Genomic DNA, 20060 nt, shown 5'->3' with positions numbered 1-20060 from the left:
GATCGCCGGTGGCCGTTTCGGCACGTACGCTTGACCGGTGACAGTTGCGGACAATCCGCGCCAGAACGAGGTCGCCCTCGATTTCCCGCGTGAGTGGATCGAGTTCCTCGATCCCGAAGATTCCGACGTGCTGATCCGCGCCGACCTCACCTGGCTGCTCTCCGGGTGGAGTTGCATCTTCGGCGCCGGTTGCCACGGCATCAACGCGGGCCGGGCCGTGGACGGGTGCTGCACCCATGGCGCGTTCTTCACCGACGCCGATGACGTGCGCCGGGTGCGGAAGGCGGCGCGGCGGCTGACCCCCGAGACCTGGCAGCACTTCCAGCAGACCTTCCGTGAGGCCACCGCCGAGGACGAGCTGGACGGCGAGAACGGCGAGCCCGAACCGGCGCTGCGCACGGCGACGGTGGACGGTGCCTGCGTCTTCCACAACCGCCCGGGTTTCGCTGGCGGCCACGGCTGCGCGCTGCACGCGCAGGCGATCCGGGACGGCGTGCATCCCCTGGAGTACAAGCCGGACGTGTGCTGGCAGCTGCCGATCAAGCGCGACTACGAGAAGCTGCGCCACGCCGACGGGACCGAGCGGCAGGTCGTGGTGATCTCGGAGTTCGACCGGCGCGGCTGGGGCGAGGGCGGGCACGACCTGCACTGGTGGTGCACGTCGGCGCCGGAGGCGCACGCCTCGAAGGTCGCCGTGTACGAGTCCTACGCCCCGGAGCTCACCGAGCTGCTGGGCGCGGCGGCCTACGGGCGGCTGGCGGAGCTGTGCGCGGCGCGCCGCAAGTCGGGGCTGATCGCGGTCCACCCGGCGACCGCCCGCAACGCGCCGAACGGGATTTAGCTAGCGGGTCCAGGCGACGGTGGACGCCCAGTCGTCCACCGTGTGCCAGCCGACCTCGGGGTAGGCGGCGCGCAGAGCGGCGACGTCGACGTCGAGGCCGGTCTCGGTGAAGTAGCCGAACATGGCGGCCAGGTCGGTGGAGTAGCGCTCGACGACGTCCAGCGGCACCCGCTCGGTGGCGATGTCCCAGCCGGACGCGGTGGCGATGGCCCGCGCGATGCGCGAGGTCGGGACCTCGTCGGAGGCGATGTCGATCCGCCGCCCGGCGAAGTGATCGGGACGCGTCAGGCACAGCGCGGCGAAGGCGCCGATGTCGGCGGCGGTGATCACGGCCAGGGGCAGGTCGGTGGGCATGGGCAGGGCGAACACGCCCGCGCGCAGGCCGTCCATGCTCCAGCCGGAGGTCCAGTTGTCCAGGAACGCGGCGGGCGCGATGACGGTCCACCGCGGACCGAGCTCGGCCAGTTCGCGCTCCAGCACGGCCTTGGTGTCGAAGTGCGGGATGCCGGTGGCGCGGTCGGCGTTGGTCGCCGAGGTGTAGACGACGTGCGCGACGCCGGCGGCCTTCGCGGCGGCGAAGAGCACGCGGCCCTGGCGGATCTCGGTGTCCAGATCGGTGCCGAAGGGCGTGCCCATGGCGAACAGGCCGGTGGCACCGGTGAGGGCGGGATCGAGAGAGGCGGCGTCGTCGAAGTCGGCGTGGACGACCTCGGCGCCGAGCTCGCGCAGCGCGGCCGCGGCGGGGGAATCGGTGTGGCGGGTGAGGGCGCGGACGGCGTGCCCGGCGGCGAGGAGCGAGCGGGCGGTGGCGCCGCCCTGGGCGCCGGTGGCGCCGGTAACGGCGTAAATTGACTGCGTCATGCAGCTAAACTAACAGGGATTGTCTGCGTCGCGCAAGTATTTAGAGGAGAAACGTCTGTGTCACACAGTGATATATCGGAGCTCCAGGCCCTCTCCCGGCGCTACATGGCCTCCTACGTGCTGTTCAACCAGGCCGTCGCCGACCATCTCGGCATGCACCCCACCGACCTCCAGGCCATGAGCGTCATGACCATGGAGGACGGCCCCTTCACCGCCAAGTCCATCGCCGAGCTCACCGGCCTCACCTCCGGCTCCGCGACACGCCTGGTCGACCGCCTGGAGAAGGGCGGCTGGGTCCGCCGTCAGCGCGACGAGGAGGACCGCCGCCGCGTCCTGGTCATCCCGGTCCCGGAGGCCGTCGAGCGGCTGCGCGCGGTGTGGAACGACCTCAACAAGGGCTGGAAGGAGATGCTCGCCGACACCACCGCCGATGAGCGCGCGGCCCTGCTGCGGCACATGCGCCGCACGATCGAGCTCTCGGAGCGGCAGATCAGCCGGTTGCGGGAGATGGGCTGACGCCTCAAACGCGCGCCGAGAGCAGCTCCCGCAGCCGCCCGGCGGTGCCCGTGCCCGGCTTCGGCTGCTTGACGATGAGGTCCAGCCCCGGGGCCTCGGCCGAGCGCAGCACGATCTGGTCCAGGTGCAGCTCGCCCACGACCGGGTGCCGGACGACCTTCGTCACGCCCGAGCCCCGGTGGGCGACCTCGTGCTCGTCGAGCCAGGCGGCGGCCTCCGGGAACTCCGCCCGCAGCCGGTCCAGGACCCGCCCGACGCGCCCGTCGCGGTCGTGGGCGAAGCCCTCGCGCAGCTCGCCGAGCATGCGCCGGGCGTGTCCCTCCCAGTCGACGGTCTCGCGGCGGATCCGGTCGGAGGCGAAGAAGATCCACGCGCCGTTGCGGTCGTCGGGCGCGATGGACGAGTACCCGTAGAGGGCCTCGGCGGCGTCGTTCCAGGCGAGCAGGTCCCAGCCGCCGTCGACGATGACGGCCGGCGTGGGCGACTGGCCGTGCATCAGCTGGACGAGGGCCTCGGGGACGCGGGGGGCGTCGCGGGACGCCGGTGGCGGCCAGCCCGCCAGGCGGTACAGGTACGCCGTCCCGGCGTCGTCGAGGCGCAGCGTGCGGGCCAGCGCGGCCAAGATCTCCGGCGACGGGGTGATGTCGCGGCCCTGCTCCAGCCACGTGTACCAGGTGATGCCCACATTGGACAGAAGGGCGACCTCCTCGCGGCGCAGGCCGGGCGTGCGCCGCCTGCGTCCGGGGGCCAGCCCGACCTCTTCGGGCCGCAGCCCGGCCCGTCGCGCCCGCAGGTACTCCGCCAGCGCCGTTCGCCGTACCTCGTTCATCCACCGCTCCCTGGTGCCCGGGCTACCAGTATCCGGCACGCCCGCCGGGATCCCTTGGGCCGAACCAGTCTTGGCCCCATGAAGAGAAGCCTCATCGCCCTGGCCGTCGGCGCCGCCCTGGTCTTCGGCGTCGCCGCGCCCGCCGTGGCCCACCCCGCCGTCATCACCGGGCACGCCGCGAGCCTGCACCCCGAGGGCGTCGCCTACGACCCGTCCCGCGACGGGTTCCTGGTGACCTCCATCACGCACGGCACCGTCTCGACGGTGCGCAAGGACGGCCGGACCCGCACCCTCGTGGACGATCCGGCGCTCATCTCCACCATCGGCGTGCACGTCGACGCCTCCCGCGACCGGGTCCTGGTCGCCTCCGGCGATCTCGGGCTCGCCGACCGCTCGACCCCGGCGACCACCGGGAAGACCGCGGGCCTGGGGATCTACTCGCTGCGGACCGGCGCGCGCCTGGCGTTCGTGGACCTCGCGGCGGTCGCCGGTGACGGGGGCGACCACCTCGCCAACGACATCGCCGTCGACCGGGACGGCACGGCCTACGTGACCGACTCCCGCGCCGGGATCGTCTACCGGGTGGAGCCCTCGGGCCGTGCGGGCGTCCTGGCCCGCGACGCCCGCCTGACCTCGCCCGACGGCAACGGCGCCAACGGGATCGTGTGGCGCGAGGGCGTCCTGATCGTCGGGAACTACTCGGCGGGGACGCTGTGGCGCGTCCCGGTGGCCCGCCCCGGCGACGTGCGCCAGGTGCGGGTGGAGTCCATGCCCGGCGTGGACGGGCTGACGCTGGCCCCGAACGGCTCGATCATCGCGGTGACCAACACGCTCGGTGTCGCGGGTACCGCGAAGGTGCGCGAGCTGCGCCCCTCGCGCGACTGGGCCTCGGCGAGCGTGCGCGAGTCGCGGGCGTGGCCGGACGCCGCGCCCACGACCGCGACGGTCCGGCGCGGGACGGTCTACGTCCTGGACGGCGAGATGGACGCGCTGCTGTCGGGCGCGCTCACCGACGTGTTCACGCTGCGGCGGTTCTGAGCCACGCGGCGGTCTGGGGCAGCCACTCGTCGCGGTGTTCCTCGATGAGGTGGTTGCCCTCTTCGACGACCAGGAGGCCGTCGTGGCGGCGGCCGAAATCGGTGAGGGGCGTGACGCCGGGGATGGCGTCGCGCCCGCCTTCGACCACCCGGACGGGGACGCCGAGGGTGAGCGAGGAGGCGTCCACCGACGCGGCGAACTCGCGTCCGCGCCCGCCGGTGCGCAGGTCGAAGGTCTCGGCGACGTAGGGCACGAACGCGTCGTAGTCGAGGGCGGCGGGTCCGCTGACGGCGACGAGGGCGCGCACGCGCGGCTGGTGGGCGGCGGCGCGGAGGCCGAGCCAGCCGCCCATGCTCATCGCCCACACCCCGGCGGTGGCCGCGCCCACGGCGTCCATCGCCCGGGTCACGACCCGCTCGAACTCCGGCTGCCAGCGGCCGGGCGCGGAGGCCTGGCCGGGGCCGTCGATCGCCAGCACCGACAGTCCGTGCCGCAGCAGCTCGTCGGCGACGCCGGTGAACTCCACCGCCGAGGAGTTCATGCCCGGGACCAGCACGACGAGGGGTCCCTCGCCGCGCAGGACGCCCCGGAAGCCCTCCTCGGGGTGGTCGTCGGTGACGGGGGTGCCGCCGGTGGCGGTGAGCATGAGCTCCGCCGCGCGCCGAGAGACGCCGGTGATGTCGGGGCTCGGCACGATCGTGGCGAAGTGGTGCCACAGCGCGGCCTGCCGCGCGTCCGGCTCGGCCGCACCCGCGGCGGCGAGCACGTCCGGCCAGTCGCGGACGTGCCCGATCGCCGCCGTCACCCGCTCATAGGCGGCCGGGTCGAGCCCGGCGGCGGTGACGCGGGGGCGGTTGGCGGCGATGAAGCCGGGGTGGATCGCGGGATCGTCGAAGAAGCTCACGCCGTCCGAGGTTAGCGCGTGATCCAGGCCCCGCCGTTCACGTTGAGGACCTGCCCGGTGAGGTAGCGGGCGCCTTCGGAGGCCAGGAAGCGCACGGTTCCGGCGATGTCGCCCGGCGCGCCGGGGCGGCCCATGAACGTCAGGCCGATCAAGGTGTCGTGCCGCTGCTGCGTCATCCCGCCGCCGAAGAACTCCGTCTCGCCGATGTAGCCGGGCGCGACGACGTTCGAGGTGATCCCACGCGGTCCCAGCTCCCGGGCCAGGCCGATGTTCCACGAGCCCAGGGCCGCCTTCGCCGCGCCGTAGCCGCCCGCGCCCTTGTCGGCGGCGATGGACCCGATGTGCACCACCGCGCCCCCCTCGCGCAGGCGCGGGCCGAGGAGCTCGGTGGTGAGGACGGCGGTCAGCAGGTTCGCGTCGAGCATCGCCCGCCACGCCGCGGCCAGCCCCGCCAGGCCCTCGCCGTCCTCACCCGCCAGGCCACCGGCATTGTTCACCAGGACGTCCAGGTGCCCGGGCAGCCGCTCGCCGAGAGCGTCCAGCGCGGCGGGATCGGTGTGGTCGCAGACGTGCGGCACGGCACCGATGGCGTCGGCGGCCTCTTTGACGACGGCCTCGCGGCGGCCGGTGATGTGGACCTCGTCGCCTTCGGCGGCGAAGGCGGCGGCGATGGCGCGGCCGATGCCGGTACCGGCGCCGGTGACCAAGATGGTGCGGGGCATGTCGACTCCACGGGATTCAGGTCTAAATTTAGACCTGAATCTAGCTCGGTCCCGGCGGAAGCGCCAAGCGGACACCGCCGGGGTGGCCGCGTAGGCGGCACGGGCCGAGCCGGGACACCACTTCCGGGCCGGCGGGCCCCCGTGGTCCGGGGAGTCGCCCCAGCGCGGCTCGGCGTGGTCCAGGAAGGACAGGCCCGCCGCCTTGGCCGCGGCCAGGTAGTCGGAGGCGAACCAGCGCGAGGCCGGCATCAGGCCGTACTCGCCCCCGGCGTCCCGCGCGCCCGCCACGCCGCCCAGGTACAGCGACAGCACGTGCACGTCGGAGGTCACCAGGTGCCCGCCGGGTTTGAGGACGCGGACGAACTCCCGCAGGACCGGGATGAGTTCGGGCTGGTGCGTCAGCGCCAGGCAACACGTGACCAGGTCGACCGAGGCGTCCGGAAGCGGGAGGGCGAGCAGCTCGCCGAGAAGGAACACCCCCTCGGGCACCTTCACGCGGGCCGGTGCCAGCATGTCGGGCGAGGAGTCGACGCCGATGACCTCGTGGCCGAGATCGGCGAGCCGCCGCGCGATGCGGCCGGTGCCGCACGCGGCGTCCAGCGCCCGGCCGGGCGGCAGACCGTCCACGAAGGACGCGATCACCGGCTCCTCGACGGCGATGAGCGGATTGGTCCCGGTGTCGTAGGCCGCCGCCCAGTCGCGGTAACCGGTGACGGTGTCGATGGACTTCAGGGCCGCCGGTGGGCCGAACTCGGCCGGGTCGGCGGCCGGGATCGCGCCGATCTCGGCGATCCCGGCCGCCGGGTGCCCGCCCGGGTCACCGGCCTGGGCGCGCAGCAGGGCTACGCCCGCCAGGCCCAGCAGGAAGGCGCGGTTGCCGGAAACGGTCATGCCGCCGACGGCAGGGAGCCGCGCGCCCGGCGGCCAGCGAGTATCCCTTGTGGACTACCAGGCCCGGCGCGCCCCTTCGTCGCCCCTGGCCACGGTCTCCCCGCCCAGGGCCCGGTCCAGCAGCCCGTAGACCTCGTCGCGCGGGTTCGACGTCCACAGTGAACAGAACACCGTCGCCTGCCGCTCCCCGTCCTCGGTGCTGAACGCCACCCCCGCGAAGCCCGGCCCGCTGCCGCCGTGCCCGATGATCCGGCCGTAGGGCATGTCCACGACCTCGATGCCCAGGCCGTAGCCCAGCCCGAGCGTCTCGAACATGACCCGCGTGTCCACCAGCCGCCCTTCGACGAGGGCCTTCATGAAGGTGTTCAGGTCCCAGGTCGAGGAGATGAGCTCGCCCGAGGCGCCCGCCAGGGTCGGGTTGAACTCGGTCACGTCGACGGGATCGCCGTTGTCCCGGGCGATGTAGATGTGCCCGTGCGGGCCGGGGACGCGCACCGAGGCGCCGGGCAGGATGGTGTCGCGCAGCCGCAGCGGGCGCAGGATGCGGCGCTCGATCTCGTGGGCGTAGGAGTTGCCGCTGGCGCGCTCGATCACCATGCCGAGCAGGACGTAGCCGGTGTTGCAGTAGCGGCGCTCGGTCCCGGGCGGGAAGTTCGGCGGGAGCGTCATCGCGGCGTCCACGAGCTCGCGCGGGGTGAACGTGCGCATCCGGTTGGCCAGGAAGGTCTCCACGTCGGGGAGCAGCACCTCGGTGTACTCGCCGAGGCCGCTCATGTGGCGCAGCAGGTGTTCAAGGGTGATCGCGCCGCCGTTGGGGACGACGCCGGGCAGCCAGCGCTCAATGCTGTCGGACAGGTTGAGGCGGCCCTCGTCGGCGAGCTGCTGGACGGTCACCGAGACGAACGGCTTGATGGTGCTGCCGGCGCGGAAGCGGCCGAGCGCGGAGGCCGGCCGCGGCCCGCCGAGGGTGACGGTCCCGGCCGCCGCGCGGTGGCGGCAGCCGTCCGCGCGGGCCTCGGCCAGCGCGGAGACCGCGCCGGTGGCGACGATCGCGTCCAGGTCGGCCTGGAGATCGCGCTGCGGCGCGGGATCGGCGGCGGTGGCGGCCTGTGAGGTGGCCAGCAGCGTGGCGGCCCCCGCGGCCCCCCCGATGAGGGCGCGGCGGGTGAGGCCGTTCGGTTTCGTGGTCATGATCGCATCCTCGCCCGCCGTACGGCCGTCCACATCGGACCGTGAGGCTAGGGGTGATCCCGGAGCCGTCCCTTAAGGACTTCGAAGGCGAACAGGTCGGTCAGCAGCGTGCGCGCGAAGACGCCCAGGTAGCGGGATCGCCCGCGCAGCCGCGGCTCGTCCTTCAGCAGGACCACCATCGCGGCCAGCGCGACCGTCCACGAGCCGAGCAGGCCCAGGACGAAGGCGACCGTCCACCATTCGCGGGCGGTGCCGGTGGTGACCTCCAGGATCGGGACGCCCGCGCACAGCACCACCGCGATCGCCCGGTAGCCCCACACCAGCGCCGGATAGCCCCGCCGGGTGCGCAGGTCGCGCCGGAACGCCGCCCGGTCCCGGTCGATCACAGTGGACACTCCACGCTCAAGACCCCGTCCACCTTCTGCGAGCCCGCCCGACAACCCTCGACCCCCCAGGATCGCAGAAAAGCGACGAAGATGTGACCGTCCGTGCGTTTCGGTATCGTCGATCCGTGACGATCACCGGCGAGCAGTGGAGCGAGCACCGCCCGGCCGTCTTCGGCGTCGCCTACCGGCTCCTGGGCACGGTCACCGACGCCGAGGACGTCGTCCAGGACACCTGGCTCAAGGCCGCCTCCGCCGACCTGTCGGAGGTCCGCGACCTGCGCGCCTGGCTCATCACCGTCGCCGCCCACCGCGCCCACGACGTGCTCACCTCGGCCCGCGCCCGCCGCGAGAGCTACGTCGGCCCCTGGCTGCCCGAACCCCTGCTCACCGGCCCCGACGCGGCCGAGCCGGTGCTCTCCGACGACTTCGTCGGCCAGGCGATGCTGCTCGCGCTGGACGAGCTGTCGCCCGACGAGCGGCTGGCGGTGATCCTGCACGGCGTCTTCGACTTCGACTACGAGCGCATCGGCGAGATGATCGGCAGATCGGCGGTGGCGACCCGGCAGCTGGCCTCACGCGCCCGCCGCCGGGTGGCCCACGCGAAGCCGAAGACGCACCCCAACGCCGAACGCGAGAAGGTGCTCACCGCCTTCAAGGCCGCCTACGAGCACGGCGACCTGGCCGCGCTGACCGCCCTCCTGCATCCCGACGTGGTTTACGTGACCGACGGCGGCGGCCGCCTCCACGCCGCCCGCAAGCCGATCCTGGGCGCCGAACGCGTGGCGCACGTCCTGGCCGGCGTGGGCGCGAAGTGGGGACCGTACCGGGGGCGCTTCGCCGAGCTCAATGGCGAGACGAACCTGCTGGGGGCGATCGGGGAGTACGCCACGGCCGACTACTTCGAGATCGAGGGCGGGCTGATCACGCGGATGGCGCGGGTGCTGAACCCGGAGAAGCTGGGGCGGGTGGGTTAGCCCGGAGGCGGGCCACTGTGGACGGTGGGCCCGCGTCACCCCAGTTCTTGCGCCAGCGCCACCATGATCCCCTCCGGCCCGCGCAGGTAGCAGAGCAGGTAGCTGTCCTCGTACCGGACGACCTCGCCCATCAGTTCCGCGCCGTGCTCCTTCAGGCGGGCGATGTCGGCGTGGATGTCCTCGACGGTGAACATGATGCGGCGGATGCCCAGGGTGTTCGCCCCGGCGTCGCGCGGGACGCCGGGGACGGCCTCCGGAGTCCGGTAGCTGGCCAGTTCGACGCGGCCGTGGCCGTCGGGTGTGCGCATCATCGCCACGTCGACGCTCTGGTAGTCGAGCCCGACGAGGCTGGCCGCCCATTCCCCTTCGATCACGGCCTTGCCCTCCAGTTCCATGCCGAGGGCGGTGAAGAAGGCGACGACGGTGTCGAGGTCGGCGACGATGATGCCGATGTTGTCCATGCGGGTGAGTGCCATGACGGTTCTCCTCTTCGTCCGTGCGGCCATGGTGGCCTCTGACGCACCGGGGACGGAGCGGATTCGGGGTTCTCGACATGGGCTCGCCGAAAAAGTTCGGGCGGCGGCCGAAGCCGCCGCCCGTGCGGTTCACCGCTTGTGGTTGCCCTTGTCGTCGATCAGCCCGGCGCGGCGCAGCGCGTCGGCGAGGGCGCCGCTGGGGGCCGACTCCTGGCGTCCGCGGCCGCCGCCCTGGCGTGGGGGCTGGCCTCCGCCGCGGCGTTCGCCGCCGCCTTGACGGCCGCCGCCCTGGCGACCACCACCGCCTCCGCCGCCGCGCGGCTTCTCCGCCTCGTCCTGCAGGCGCAGGGTCAGCGAGATGCGCTTGCGGGCGACGTCCACGTCCAGGACCTTCACGCGCACGATGTCGCCGGACTTCACCACTTCGCGCGGGTCGCTGACGAACTTGTCCGACAGCGCCGACACGTGCACGAGCCCGTCCTGGTGGACGCCGATGTCGACGAACGCGCCGAACGCGGCCACGTTCGTCACCTGGCCCTCCAGGATCATCCCGGGCACCAGGTCCTTCATGGTGTCCACGCCCTCGGCGAAGGTCGCCGCCTTGAACTCCGGACGCGGGTCGCGGCCGGGCTTCTCCAGCTCGGCGAGGATGTCGGTGACCGTGGGGACGCCGAAGGTCTCGTCGGTGAAATCGCCCGGCTTGAGCTTGCGCAGCACGAGCCCGTTGCCGATGATCTCGCGGATGCCCGTGCCGGTGGTGGCGAGGATCCGCTTGACCACCGGGTACGCCTCGGGGTGCACCGAGGAGGCGTCGAGGGGGTCGTCGCCGCCGGGGATGCGCAGGAAGCCCGCGCACTGCTCGTAGGCCTTCGGCCCGAGCCGCGGGACCTCCTGGAGCGACTTGCGGGTCCGGAAGGGCCCGTTGGCGTCGCGGTGGGACACGATGTTCTTCGCGAGGGTCTCGCCGATGCCCGACACGCGCGTCAGCAGCGGCGCCGAGGCGGTGTTCACGTCGACGCCGACGGCGTTGACGGCGTCCTCGACGACGGCGTCCAGCGAGCGGGACAGCTTGAACTCGGCCAGGTCGTGCTGGTACTGGCCGACGCCGATGGACTTCGGGTCGATCTTCACCAGCTCCGCCAGGGGGTCCTGGAGGCGGCGGGCGATGGACACCGCGCCGCGGATCGACACGTCCAGGTCCGGCAGCTCCGCCGAGGCGTAGGCGGAGGCCGAGTACACCGACGCGCCCGCCTCCGAGACCACGATCTTGGTGAGCCCCAGCGCGGGGTGGCGCTTGATGAGGTCGGCGGCCAGCTTGTCGGTCTCGCGGGAGGCGGTGCCGTTGCCGATGGCGATCAGCTCGACCTTGTGCGCCTCGGCCAGGCGCGCCAGGATCTTGATCGACTCGTCCCAGGCGTTGCGGGGGACGTGCGGGTAGATGGTGTGCGTGGCGACGACCTTTCCGGTGGCGTCGACGACGGCGACCTTCACACCCGTCCGGAAACCCGGGTCGAGGCCCATCGTGGCGCGGGTGCCGGCGGGCGCGGCCAGCAGCAGGTCGCGCAGGTTCGCGGCGAACACGTCCACGGCGGCGTCCTCGGCCTGCTCGCGCAGGCGCATCCGCAGGTCCAGGCTCAGGTGCGTAAGGACGCGCGTGCGCCACGCCCAGCGGACGGTGTCGCCCAGCCACGCGTCGGCGGGGCGGCCCTGCTGCGAGACGCCGAAGCGGCCCGCGATGCGCACCTCGTAGTCGGTGGTGACGCGCGGCGCGGCCGGATCGGCGTCGACGGGCTCGGGATCGAGCTCGACGGTGAGCACGTCCTCCTTCTGGCCGCGGAACATCGCCAGGATCCGGTGCGAGGGCAGCTTGGTGAGCGGCTCGGCGAAGTCGAAGTAGTCGGAGAACTTCGCGCCGTCCTCCTCCTTGCCGTCGCGGACCTTGGCGACCAGGCGGCCGCGCGTCCACATCAGCTCGCGCAGCTCACCGAGCAGGTCGGCGTCCTCGGCGAAGCGCTCCGACAGGATCGCGCGGGCGCCCTCCAGCGCGGCGGCGGCGTCCGCGACGCCCTTCTCGGCATCCACATAGGACGCGGCGACGGCCGCCGGGTCCTGGGACGGGTCGGCGAGCAGGCCCTCGGCGAGCGGCTCCAGCCCGGCCTCGCGGGCGATCTGCGCCTTCGTGCGCCGCTTGGGCTTGTACGGGAGGTAGATGTCCTCCAGCCGCGCCTTCGTCTCGGCGCCGCGGATGGCGGCCGCCAGCTCGTCGGTCAGCTTGCCCTGCTCGCGGACCGAGTCGAGGATCGCCTGGCGCCGCTGCTCCATCTCGCGCAGGTAGCCCAGGCGCTCTTCGAGCGTGCGCAGCTGCGCGTCGTCGAGGGCGCCGGTGGCCTCCTTGCGGTACCGGGCGATGAACGGGACGGTCGAACCGCCGTCCAGCAGCTCGACGGCGGCGCGGACCTGGCGTCCGGCGACCCCGAGCTCATCGGCGATGCGGTCCTCAATGGTCAATGTCATGGTGTGGCCTTCCCCGAAGCTTGGTCGCCATTCTCCGGCACCCGCCGGGCGGTGGTTAGGGTGGGGACCATGACGAGGAGCCTCACGATCAAGGTCACCGCGGGTGCCGACGCGCCCGAGAGGTGCGCGCAGGCGTTCACCGTCGCCGCCACGGCGGTCGCGGCGGGCGTCGAGGTCTCGCTGTGGCTTACGGGCGAGTCGTCCTGGTTCGCGCTGCCGGGCAGGGCCGCGGAGTTCGAGCTGCCGCACTCGGCGCCGCTGCCGGACCTGCTGGACGCGCTGCTCGCCGACGGGCGCGTCACCCTGTGCACGCAGTGCGCGGTCCGCCGCGACATCGGCCCCGGCGACGTCATCGACGGCGTCCGCATCGCCGGGGCGGCGGTGTTCGTCGAGGAGGTCATGGGCGACGGGGTTCAGGCCCTCGTCTACTGAGATGCGCCAGCAGGCCGCCGACCAGGGTGGCCAGCTCATCGCGCCCGGCGACGTCCTTCACCAGCGCCTCTTCGTGCTCCAGCAGCGCCGTCACGGTCCGGTCGATGAGGGCGGTGCCCTCGACGGTGAGGCTCACCAGCGTCTGCCGGTGCCGCGCGCCCGCGTTGCGGCGGGTGACCAGGCCGTCGTCCTCGGCCCTGGCGACGCGCTGTGAGATCGCGCCCGCGCTGACCAGGCACTGCTCGGCCAGCTCGCGCGTCGACAGCGTCCCCCCGGAACGCCGGAGCGTGCTCAGCAGATCCAGCGTGGCCGCCTCCATGCCGATCTCGGCGAGGAAGCGGCGGCGGTTGTCGGCGAGCAGCTTCGCCGCCCGCCACAGCGGCGTGATCAGCATGATCGAGTCGGTGGGGACGCCCGGGAGAGTGCGCCGCCAGGCGTCGGCGATCTCCGACGCGGGCAGCGGGACGGGCTGGTCGAAGGGGTAGGCGTCCATGTTTTTAGAGCTTAATAGTGTCTTTGGGCGGCGGGCGTTCGCCGTACGCGGTTTGATGGGCTCCAACGAGAGGGGGCGCGCATGTCGCGTGGGGCGGTCGACTTCGTGGTGGTGGAGTTCCCGGGCAATACGATCAGCGGCAAGGTCGCCGAGCAGCTGAGGGAGCTCGCCGACCGGGACATCATCAAGGTCATCGACATGGTCTTCGTGACCAAGGACGCCGACGGCACGGTCACCGCGACCGAGCTGCCGCACCTGGACGACGAGAGCTACGCCGGTTTCGACCGGGTCGTGCAGAGCCTCGACGGGCTCATCGGCGCCGACGACATCGGCGAGGTCGGGGCCGACCTCGAACCCGGGACGACGGCGTGCGTCCTGCTGTTCGAGCACATGTGGGCGACCTGGCTGAAGGACGCCATCGACGGCTCCGGCGGGCGCATCCACCGGCTGGAACGCATCCCCGCCGAGGTCATCGAAGAAGCCGCGGCCGCGGCCGTCTGAAAGGGGACACCATGTTCAGGCGAGGAGTAGTGGTCCGCCGTCCCGGCGGCCTCCTGGGGACGATCGCGCGCACCGCGGTCGTCGCCGGCACCGCCACGGCGGTATCGGGCGCGATGGGCCGCCGGCAGGACCGGCGAGCGCAGGAGCAGGTCCTGGCGCAGCAGCAGGAGGCCGAACAGCAGGCGGCGCAACAGCAGGCCTACGCGCAGCAGGCGGCGGCGCAGTACGCGCCGCCCCCGGCCCCGGCGCAGCAGCAGGACGATCTGGTGTCGCGGATCCAGGAGCTGTCCCGGCTGCACGAGGCGGGGGCGCTCTCGGACGCGGAGTTCTCGGCGGCGAAGACGAAGCTGCTCGGGGGGTAGGGCGCGGGAGCGGGGGTGGTGTGGGCCGGGCGGGGGCTCGGCCCGTCGCGCTTTTTTTTTGGGGGGGGGGGCTGGGTTGGGCCGGGCTGGGCGTGGGGTGCTCGGCCGGTCGGGCTGGGGGCGAGAGTGTGCGGCCGGGTGGTGCGCGGCCGTGGCCCGGGCGGCTCGATCGGCGCGGCGCCCGGAGGCGCGTGGCGGCGTGGGTGCTGGAGCCGCGCCCGGCGGGGCATCGCGAGGCGGGCGCCTCGCGGCCCGGAGAGCTCGTGACGCGGCGAGGTCGCGACGCAGTGACCTCTTTTGGACGCGGTGACCTCTTTTCGGTGGGGGCCCAGAGCCCGCCCCGCTGGGGCGAACGTAGCCGGGCCGCACGCGTGGTCCGCCAAACGGCCCACCGCGTGACCTGTGGATAACGGGTCAATTGTGGATGAGCTGACATCAAGCCGAAACAATCCGCCCACGGTGTCGGTGTCCGCAGCGGTGTCCGCGGCCCGGGGCGGAGGCGGCTCGCGCCTCGGCCGCTTTTTCGCGTGAGGCTCTGTTGGTGGGGGCCCGGAGCCCGCCCCGCTGGGGCGAACGTAACCCGGCCGCACGCGTACTCCGCCAAACGGGCCACCGTGCGACCTGTGGATAACGGAGTGATTGTGGACAACTCGTAACCTGCCGGACACAATCGGCCCGAGAGCCCGAGAGCCCGAGAGCCCGAGAGCCCGAGAGCCCGAGAGCCCGAGAGCCCGAGAGCCCGAGAGCCCGAGAGCCCGAGAGCCCGAGAGCCCGAGAGCCCGTGAGCCCGTGAGCCCGTGAGCCCGTGAGCCCGAACCCACACCCCCTAAGCCGTCTCCCGCACCGGCCACCGCTCCCGCAGCGCCGCCAGCGCGGCGCCGATCGCGGGCCGCCGCGAGGATCGCGTCCGCCACAGCGCGAACACGCGGCGGTACGGCTCCGGCTTCATCGAGCGGGCCACCACTCCCTCCGGGAGCGGTGCGCGCGCCAGGCGGGGCACCATCGCGATGCCGAGCCCGGCGGCGATGAGGGGCGGGTAGGCGGCGAACTCGCCGGCGTAGACGGCGACGTCGGGCTCCTCCCCGGCTTCGCGGAGGGTCTTCGTCAGGCAGTCGTGACAAATGTTCCCCGGTGGGACGCTGATCCAGCGCTGGCCGCGCAGGTCGGCGGCGGTGAGCCCGTCGCGGGCGGCGAGGGGGTGGCCGGCGGGCATCAGCAGGTCGACGGGGTCGTGGCCGAGGTCCTCGCGGGACACCTCGCCGGTCACCGGCAGCGGGGTCAGCGGCCAGTCCTGGACGACGGCGAGGTCGACTTCGCCGCGGCCGATCATCTCGGCGGCGGGGTAGGGGTCGACGTCGAGGAGGCGGACGTCGAGCTCGGGGTGGTCGCGGGCCAGCGCGGCCAGCACGCCGGGCATGAGGCCCTTCACGGACGTGGCGAACGCGGCGATCGTCAGGCGGCCGACCGCGCGGCCGCGACGTTCCTCCAGCTCCACCTCGGTGCGCTCGACGATGGCCAGCAGCTCGCGGGCGGCGGCGACGAGGGTGTGGGCGGCGTCGGTGAGGACCACGCCGCGGCCCTGCTTCTCCAGCAGGACGGTGCGGGTCTCGCGTTCGAGCTTCGCGATCTGCTGCGACACCGCCGAGGGCGTGTAGCCGAGGGACGCGGCGGCGGCGCCGACGGTGCCGTGGACGGCGACGGCGTGCAGCGCGCGGAGCCGCGCGAGATCCATCATGCAGCGATCCTAAACGATCAAGTCGAGGAACGCGTGCTTGTGGTTAACAGTTGAAGCCAGCAGGATCGGTCCATGCCCCAACGCATGCGTCCCGCGCACATCGCCCTCGCCGTCGCCGTCACCGCCGTGTGGGGGGTGAACTTCGTCGTCATCGAGGTCGGCCTCGACCACTTCCCGCCGCTGCTGTTCAGCGCGCTGCGATTCGGGCTGAGCGCGGTACCGGCGATCTTCTTCGTCAAGCGGCCGAAGGTCGCGTGGAAATGGGTCATCGCGTTCGGGCTGACCCTCGGCGCGGTCAAGTACGGGCTCCTGCACACCGGCATGCGATGGGGGATGCCCGCCGGGCTGTCCTCGCTCGTCCTGCAGATCCAGGCGGTCTTCACCACCGTCTTCGCCGCGATGTTCCTGCGCGAACGGCCCGGCGGACGCCGTATCGCCGGACTCGCCATCGCCCTCGGCGGCATCGTCGTGGCCGCCGTCGCGCACGGCGGCGGAGGACCCGTCGGCGCGTTCGTGCTCATCATCGCCGCCGCCGCGGCCTGGGGCGTCGCCAACGTCATCACCCGCAAGGCCTCCCCACCGCACCTGCTGTCGTGGATGGTGTGGATCAGCGCGGTGCCCGTCCTGCCGCTGCTGGCGCTCTCGCTGATCTTCGAGGGACCCCGCGCCGACCTCGACGCGCTCGCCGCGATCGACCTGTCCGGCTTCGGCGCGATCGCCTACGCCGCCGGGGTGTCCACGCTGTTCGGGTTCGGCGCGTGGGGCTACCTGATGTCGCGCTACGACGCCTCGTCCGTCGCGCCGTACTCGCTGCTGGTGCCGTTCTTCGGGATGAGCTCGGCGTGGGTGTTCCTCGGCGAGGCCGTCACCGTCCCGTCCGTCATCGCCGCCGTCCTCGTCGTCGGCGGGATCGCGGTCAGCGCTTCGGGGCGCGCGGCGGCGAAGAAGGCCGCCCAGCCCGCGCTCGCGGCGTCCCGTTGACGCGCGGACGCGGGATCGGGCGGTTGCGGCGGAACAGGTAGTAGGCCTCCTGCTCCTCGACCAGCTCCTCGTCCTCGTGCAGACGGCGGCCGGTGGTCTCGGCGTGGAAGCGCCGCAGCGTGGCCAGGGCCTCCGGCGCGTCGTCGGTCCACAGCCGGACGCGCATGTCGGTGGTCAGCTCCAGCTCCAGCGCCGGGCCGCGCGAGGACTTCACCAGCCGCACCCGCCGGATCGAGCGCACCGGGATGCGGCGGCCCGCGCCGGGCAGCAGGACGTTCCGCACGCGCACCGTGTACAGGTCCATGCGCACCATTACGTGCCGGGGCAGGACGGCCAGGACGCCCAGCCCGGCGGCGATGAGCAGCGCCACCGCCCACACGAGGAAGACGCCGATCAGCCAGGCGGGGAGCAGCACCGCGACCGCGCCCCCGGCGAAACCCAGGGACGCCGCGCCGCCGGTGATCCGGGCGCGGAAGCGGACGACGTGCCGATGGAGGTTCGAGCCGGGCATGGGCGACTCCTCGCGGCGGGAGCCACGGTGCAGGCTCCACCTGGCAAAGAGGGTAACTGAGCGTGAAAACCGCCCCTGACCTGGGGGTATATGATCCACAAAGGTGAGTGGCGGAGCCTCCGCTTAACACCCGGGGACGCCCGTGCGCCCGCGAGCCGGGGCCGCGGGCCGGGCCGGGACGCCCCGGCGGCACCGGTGCCGCGACGAGCCGGGGCCCGCCGAATCAGGAGATGGCGAGCCCGGGACGCGGTGAGTCCGGCGCCCGGAGAGCCCGGGCCGCGAGCCGGGTGATGCCCGTGCCGCGACGGGCCGACGCTCTGGCGAGCCCGGGGGGCACGTCGAGCCCACGACGCCCATGCCGCGGCGAACCGATGTCCCGGCGAATCAGGGACGTATCGGACCCCCGCCGCCCGTGCCGCAGCGAACCGGCGTCCCGGCGAATCAGGGACGTATCGGACCCCCGCCGCCCGTGCCGCAGCGAACCGGCGTCCCGGCGAATCAGGGACGTATCGGACCCCCGCCGCCCGTGCCGCAGCGAACCGACGTCCCGGCGGATCCGGAACCCGGCACCCTCATGCCTCGGCGAATCCGGGGCACGCGAACCCGTCCGGTGGCGAACCCGCCGCTCAGGCCGCCTCGGGTTCAGGATCAGGGTCCGTCTCCGGCGGCGCCACCCGCCGAGAGCGCGCCAGGTGCTTGACGGCCGTGTTCGCCATCGCCACCAGCGGCACCGCGATCAGGGCGCCGATGACACCGGCCAGGACCACGCCCGCGCCGATCGCCAGGATCACCGCCAGCGGATGCACCGACACCGCCCGGCCCAGCAGCAGCGGCTGGAGGACGTGGCTCTCCAGCTGCATCACCACGATGACCAGGCCCAGCACGATCAGCGACGTCACCCACCCGTGCGACACGAGGGCCACCAGCACCGCCACCGCGCCCGAGACCGTGGCACCGATGATCGGCACGAACGCCGTCAGGAACACCAGGGCGGCCAGCGGGATCGCCAGCGGGATGTCCAGCAGCACCAGCCCGATGCCGATGCCGACGGCGTCGATGAAGGCCACCAGGATCGTGGCGCGGACGAAGGACACCAGCGTCCGCCACGAGGCGTGCCCGGCGTCGCGGACGGTCGTGCGGGTCTCGCCCGGCAGCGCGGCGGTCAGGAACGACCAGATGCGGGCGCCGTCGCGCATGAAGAAGAAGGTCGTGAACAGCACCAGCAGCATGCCCGTGAGCGTGTGGAACGCCACGGAGAACGTCACCCCGGCGGTGTCGACGGCGGTGCTGGCGGCGTTGCTCTGGTTCTCCTTTATCCAGGTCGCCACCTGCGTGTCGACCTCGGCGAAGAAGTCGTTGATCTGCTTGTCGGACAGGTGCATCGGGCCCTTCTCGGCCCAGTCCTGGATCTGCCCGATGCCCTTCTCGACGCTGTCGACCAGGTTCGGGACGCCGTCCACGAACTCCTGGATCACCCCGGTCAGGATGCCCGCGACCGCCGCCAGGCCCGCCACCAGCACCAGGAACGTGGCCAGCGAGCGCGGGAACTTCCACCGCACCAGCAGCGAGGCGAAGGGCTGGAGGATCGCCGACAGCAGCAGCGAGATGAGCACCGGGATGACCACGGCGGCGAGCATGTCGGCGAGGTAGAGAACCCCGACCACCACGATGGACACCGCGATGATCCGCCACGCCCACGCGCCGGCCACGCGCATGCCGCGCGGGACCAGCTCGGCCTCGGTGGCCGCGGCCACGGGCGCGGCCTCGACGTCCGGGACCGGCGCGGGGGCCGCGGCGATGGCGAGGGGTTCGTCCTCGTTGCGGCGGCGGGCCCGCTCGATCTGCTCGACGTACGGGTTGTCGCGCAGGGCCGTCCAGGCCTTGCGGGCGCGCTCGGCGGCGCGTTTGAACCGGCTCACCGTCACCTCCGCTGCATTTCGTGACCCAGCGTCCTCTGTTCCGTGAAGCCTACTGTCCGCGATCCAGGGCGGCGGACGGGCGAGGTGAACGATCTGGAAGGGCGGCCGGGACGGGTGACGGTCGCCCCGGGCGCGCCAAATCGTCCGGTACGGTTCACTCTCGTGACCAGCGCATCGCTCGACCCCGAATCCGGCCTGCCGATCCGCCTGCTCCACGACCGGATCCTGGTGCGCCCCGACGTCAGCGAGGGCGAGCGCCGTTCGGCCGCCGGGATCGTGATCCCCGCCACCGCCTCGGTCGGTCACCGGCTGGCGTGGGCGCAGACGGTGGCGATCGGCCCGCTGGTGCGCGCGGTCCAGATCAACGACCGGGTCCTCTTCGACCCCGATGAGCGCTCCGAGGTGGAGCTGCACGGCAGCGAGTACGTGCTCCTGCGCGAGCGGGACGTGCACGCCGTCGCGGCCCCGCGGGTGGAGCCCGACGCGACGGGACTGTACTTGTGACGGACGTTCGCCCGGCCATCATGAACGAGGCCGAGTACCCCACCCTCCGCTACTACCTGACCTATCTGCGCGAGTCGGTGATCCGCAAGACCGAGGGTCTCACCGACGAGCAGGCGCACACCGCGGGCGTTCCCTCGGGGACCAGCCTGGCGTGGCTGCTGGCGCACCTGTCGGCGACCGAGCACAACTGGTTCGTGTGGTCCTACCTCGGTGAGGGCGAGCGCCTGGAGGCCTCTCCGGTGGTCGATCCGTCGGTGCCGCTGTCGCAACTGGTGGACGAGTACCGGGCCGCCTGCGCGCGCAGCGACGAGGTCGTGGACGCGCACCCGGACCTGGACGCGGTCGGGAAGCGCACCCTGCGCGACGATCCGCCGTCGCTGCGCTGGATCGTGGTCCACATGATCGAGGAGACCGGGCGGCACGCCGGGCATGCCGACATCCTGCGGGAGCTGATCGACGGGTCCGTCGGCCGGTAGCCG

General features: G+C 72.9%; 22 protein-coding genes. 10 read left to right on the top strand and 12 right to left on the bottom strand.

The window, feature by feature from the left end; translation table 11 throughout:
• The first annotated feature begins 37 nt into the window (after window positions 1-37).
• Window positions 38-841 carry a DUF3109 family protein gene (locus QSK10_RS10280; RefSeq protein ID WP_285662405.1) on the top strand — a complete coding sequence of 268 codons (804 nt, stop codon included), beginning with the start codon at window positions 38-40 and terminating at the stop codon, window positions 839-841.
• Here the strand turns inward: QSK10_RS10280 and QSK10_RS10275 are convergent, their stop codons facing one another.
• A complete protein-coding gene (locus QSK10_RS10275) occupies window positions 842-1702 on the bottom strand; it encodes an NmrA family NAD(P)-binding protein (RefSeq protein WP_285662404.1) in 861 nt (286 codons plus the stop codon). It abuts the gene before it with no gap.
• A 57-nt stretch (window positions 1703-1759) separates the two neighbouring features.
• Between QSK10_RS10275 and QSK10_RS10270 the strand changes: the two genes are divergently transcribed.
• On the top strand, window positions 1760-2218 hold the full coding sequence (locus QSK10_RS10270; RefSeq protein ID WP_285662403.1) for a MarR family winged helix-turn-helix transcriptional regulator: 459 nt from the start codon (window positions 1760-1762) through the stop codon (window positions 2216-2218).
• A 4-nt stretch (window positions 2219-2222) separates the two neighbouring features.
• On the opposite strand, the gene QSK10_RS10265 is transcribed toward QSK10_RS10270, so the two are convergent.
• Complete coding sequence (locus tag QSK10_RS10265; protein WP_285662402.1) at window positions 2223-3047, bottom strand: helix-turn-helix transcriptional regulator; 825 nt, start codon at window positions 3045-3047, stop codon at window positions 2223-2225.
• Between the two features lie 78 nt (window positions 3048-3125).
• Between QSK10_RS10265 and QSK10_RS10260 the strand changes: the two genes are divergently transcribed.
• A complete protein-coding gene (locus tag QSK10_RS10260) occupies window positions 3126-4085 on the top strand; it encodes an SMP-30/gluconolactonase/LRE family protein (protein WP_285662401.1) in 960 nt (319 codons plus the stop codon).
• Here QSK10_RS10260 and QSK10_RS10255 read toward each other — a convergent pair.
• Genes QSK10_RS10255 through QSK10_RS10240 form a run of 4 tightly spaced genes read right to left on the bottom strand, consistent with a single transcriptional unit; the run spans window position 4066 to window position 8188 of the window.
• On the bottom strand, window positions 4066-4989 hold the full coding sequence (locus QSK10_RS10255; RefSeq protein WP_285662400.1) for an alpha/beta hydrolase: 924 nt from the start codon (window positions 4987-4989) through the stop codon (window positions 4066-4068). The genes QSK10_RS10260 and QSK10_RS10255 overlap by 20 nt on opposite strands.
• A gap of 11 nt (window positions 4990-5000) precedes the next feature.
• Complete coding sequence (locus QSK10_RS10250; protein WP_285662399.1) at window positions 5001-6602, bottom strand: SDR family oxidoreductase; 1602 nt, start codon at window positions 6600-6602, stop codon at window positions 5001-5003.
• A gap of 54 nt (window positions 6603-6656) precedes the next feature.
• Entirely contained in the window at window positions 6657-7793 is a 1137-nt protein-coding gene (locus QSK10_RS10245; protein WP_285662398.1) for a serine hydrolase domain-containing protein, read from the bottom strand.
• Between the two features lie 47 nt (window positions 7794-7840).
• Window positions 7841-8188, bottom strand: a complete 348-nt coding sequence (locus tag QSK10_RS10240; protein WP_285662397.1) for a hypothetical protein — start codon at window positions 8186-8188, stop codon at window positions 7841-7843.
• A 116-nt stretch (window positions 8189-8304) separates the two neighbouring features.
• Between QSK10_RS10240 and sigJ the strand changes: the two genes are divergently transcribed.
• Window positions 8305-9153: an RNA polymerase sigma factor SigJ gene (gene sigJ / locus QSK10_RS10235; protein ID WP_285662396.1), complete on the top strand. Its 849-nt coding sequence runs from the start codon at window positions 8305-8307 to the stop codon at window positions 9151-9153.
• A 35-nt stretch (window positions 9154-9188) separates the two neighbouring features.
• Here the strand turns inward: sigJ and QSK10_RS10230 are convergent, their stop codons facing one another.
• Both QSK10_RS10230 and QSK10_RS10225 read right to left on the bottom strand, forming a co-directional pair.
• Window positions 9189-9629, bottom strand: a complete 441-nt coding sequence (locus QSK10_RS10230) for a VOC family protein (protein ID WP_285662395.1) — start codon at window positions 9627-9629, stop codon at window positions 9189-9191.
• 129 nt (window positions 9630-9758) lie between these two features.
• Window positions 9759-12143, bottom strand: coding sequence for a Tex family protein (locus tag QSK10_RS10225; RefSeq protein WP_285662394.1), 2385 nt, complete (start codon window positions 12141-12143; stop codon window positions 9759-9761).
• A gap of 69 nt (window positions 12144-12212) precedes the next feature.
• Between QSK10_RS10225 and QSK10_RS10220 the strand changes: the two genes are divergently transcribed.
• The gene (locus QSK10_RS10220) at window positions 12213-12575 is read left to right on the top strand and encodes a DsrE family protein (RefSeq protein WP_285662393.1); all 363 of its coding nucleotides are present in this window, start codon (window positions 12213-12215) and stop codon (window positions 12573-12575) included.
• On the opposite strand, the gene QSK10_RS10215 is transcribed toward QSK10_RS10220, so the two are convergent.
• Entirely contained in the window at window positions 12541-13068 is a 528-nt protein-coding gene (locus QSK10_RS10215; protein WP_285662392.1) for a MarR family winged helix-turn-helix transcriptional regulator, read from the bottom strand. The genes QSK10_RS10220 and QSK10_RS10215 overlap by 35 nt on opposite strands.
• Before the next feature lie 81 nt (window positions 13069-13149).
• On the opposite strand from QSK10_RS10215, the gene QSK10_RS10210 reads away from it, so the two are divergent.
• Together QSK10_RS10210 and QSK10_RS10205 are read left to right on the top strand one after the other, a co-directional pair.
• Entirely contained in the window at window positions 13150-13569 is a 420-nt protein-coding gene (locus tag QSK10_RS10210; RefSeq protein ID WP_285662391.1) for a DUF6325 family protein, read from the top strand.
• Window positions 13570-13580: 11 nt separating this feature from the next.
• Window positions 13581-13931: an SHOCT domain-containing protein gene (locus QSK10_RS10205; RefSeq protein WP_285662390.1), complete on the top strand. Its 351-nt coding sequence runs from the start codon at window positions 13581-13583 to the stop codon at window positions 13929-13931.
• 826 nt (window positions 13932-14757) lie between these two features.
• On the opposite strand, the gene QSK10_RS10200 is transcribed toward QSK10_RS10205, so the two are convergent.
• Window positions 14758-15666: a LysR family transcriptional regulator gene (locus QSK10_RS10200; RefSeq protein ID WP_285662389.1), complete on the bottom strand. Its 909-nt coding sequence runs from the start codon at window positions 15664-15666 to the stop codon at window positions 14758-14760.
• A gap of 72 nt (window positions 15667-15738) precedes the next feature.
• Here QSK10_RS10200 and QSK10_RS10195 point away from each other — a divergent pair, with 72 nt between their 5' ends.
• Window positions 15739-16647, top strand: a complete 909-nt coding sequence (locus tag QSK10_RS10195) for an EamA family transporter (protein ID WP_285662388.1) — start codon at window positions 15739-15741, stop codon at window positions 16645-16647.
• Here QSK10_RS10195 and QSK10_RS10190 read toward each other — a convergent pair.
• The gene (locus QSK10_RS10190) at window positions 16583-17158 is read right to left on the bottom strand and encodes a hypothetical protein (RefSeq protein WP_285662387.1); all 576 of its coding nucleotides are present in this window, start codon (window positions 17156-17158) and stop codon (window positions 16583-16585) included. The genes QSK10_RS10195 and QSK10_RS10190 overlap by 65 nt on opposite strands.
• Window positions 17159-17784: 626 nt before the next feature.
• On the bottom strand, window positions 17785-19077 hold the full coding sequence (locus QSK10_RS10185; RefSeq protein WP_285662386.1) for an AI-2E family transporter: 1293 nt from the start codon (window positions 19075-19077) through the stop codon (window positions 17785-17787).
• A gap of 162 nt (window positions 19078-19239) precedes the next feature.
• On the opposite strand from QSK10_RS10185, the gene QSK10_RS10180 reads away from it, so the two are divergent.
• Both QSK10_RS10180 and QSK10_RS10175 read left to right on the top strand, forming a co-directional pair.
• A complete protein-coding gene (locus QSK10_RS10180) occupies window positions 19240-19581 on the top strand; it encodes a GroES family chaperonin (protein ID WP_285662385.1) in 342 nt (113 codons plus the stop codon).
• A complete protein-coding gene (locus tag QSK10_RS10175; protein WP_285662384.1) occupies window positions 19578-20057 on the top strand; it encodes a DinB family protein in 480 nt (159 codons plus the stop codon). Before QSK10_RS10180 ends, QSK10_RS10175 begins: the two co-directional genes overlap by 4 nt.
• Window positions 20058-20060: the final 3 nt, after the last annotated feature.

Source organism: Actinorhabdospora filicis (assembly GCF_030269765.1).
GTDB classification, from domain to species: Bacteria; Actinomycetota; Actinomycetes; order Mycobacteriales; family Micromonosporaceae; genus Actinorhabdospora; species Actinorhabdospora filicis.
This window is presented reverse-complemented; position numbering and strand designations above follow the sequence as displayed.

Bases quoted from the DNA above. Each gene is read 5' to 3' on its own strand.
- QSK10_RS10190 (WP_285662387.1), bottom strand. From the start codon at position 17,158: ATGCCCGGCTCGAACCTCCATCGGCACGTCGTCCGCTTCCGCGCCCGG.
- QSK10_RS10205 (WP_285662390.1), top strand. From the start codon at position 13,581: ATGTTCAGGCGAGGAGTAGTGGTCCGCCGTCCCGGCGGCCTCCTGGGG.
- QSK10_RS10250 (WP_285662399.1), bottom strand. From the start codon at position 6,602: ATGACCGTTTCCGGCAACCGCGCCTTCCTGCTGGGCCTGGCGGGCGTA.
- QSK10_RS10230 (WP_285662395.1), bottom strand. From the start codon at position 9,629: ATGGCACTCACCCGCATGGACAACATCGGCATCATCGTCGCCGACCTC.
- QSK10_RS10210 (WP_285662391.1), top strand. From the start codon at position 13,150: ATGTCGCGTGGGGCGGTCGACTTCGTGGTGGTGGAGTTCCCGGGCAAT.
- QSK10_RS10275 (WP_285662404.1), bottom strand. From the start codon at position 1,702: ATGACGCAGTCAATTTACGCCGTTACCGGCGCCACCGGCGCCCAGGGC.
- QSK10_RS10245 (WP_285662398.1), bottom strand. From the start codon at position 7,793: ATGACCACGAAACCGAACGGCCTCACCCGCCGCGCCCTCATCGGGGGG.
- QSK10_RS10225 (WP_285662394.1), bottom strand. From the start codon at position 12,143: ATGACATTGACCATTGAGGACCGCATCGCCGATGAGCTCGGGGTCGCC.
- QSK10_RS10265 (WP_285662402.1), bottom strand. From the start codon at position 3,047: ATGAACGAGGTACGGCGAACGGCGCTGGCGGAGTACCTGCGGGCGCGA.
- QSK10_RS10220 (WP_285662393.1), top strand. From the start codon at position 12,213: ATGACGAGGAGCCTCACGATCAAGGTCACCGCGGGTGCCGACGCGCCC.
- QSK10_RS10200 (WP_285662389.1), bottom strand. From the start codon at position 15,666: ATGATGGATCTCGCGCGGCTCCGCGCGCTGCACGCCGTCGCCGTCCAC.
- QSK10_RS10260 (WP_285662401.1), top strand. From the start codon at position 3,126: ATGAAGAGAAGCCTCATCGCCCTGGCCGTCGGCGCCGCCCTGGTCTTC.
- QSK10_RS10215 (WP_285662392.1), bottom strand. From the start codon at position 13,068: ATGGACGCCTACCCCTTCGACCAGCCCGTCCCGCTGCCCGCGTCGGAG.
- QSK10_RS10195 (WP_285662388.1), top strand. From the start codon at position 15,739: ATGCCCCAACGCATGCGTCCCGCGCACATCGCCCTCGCCGTCGCCGTC.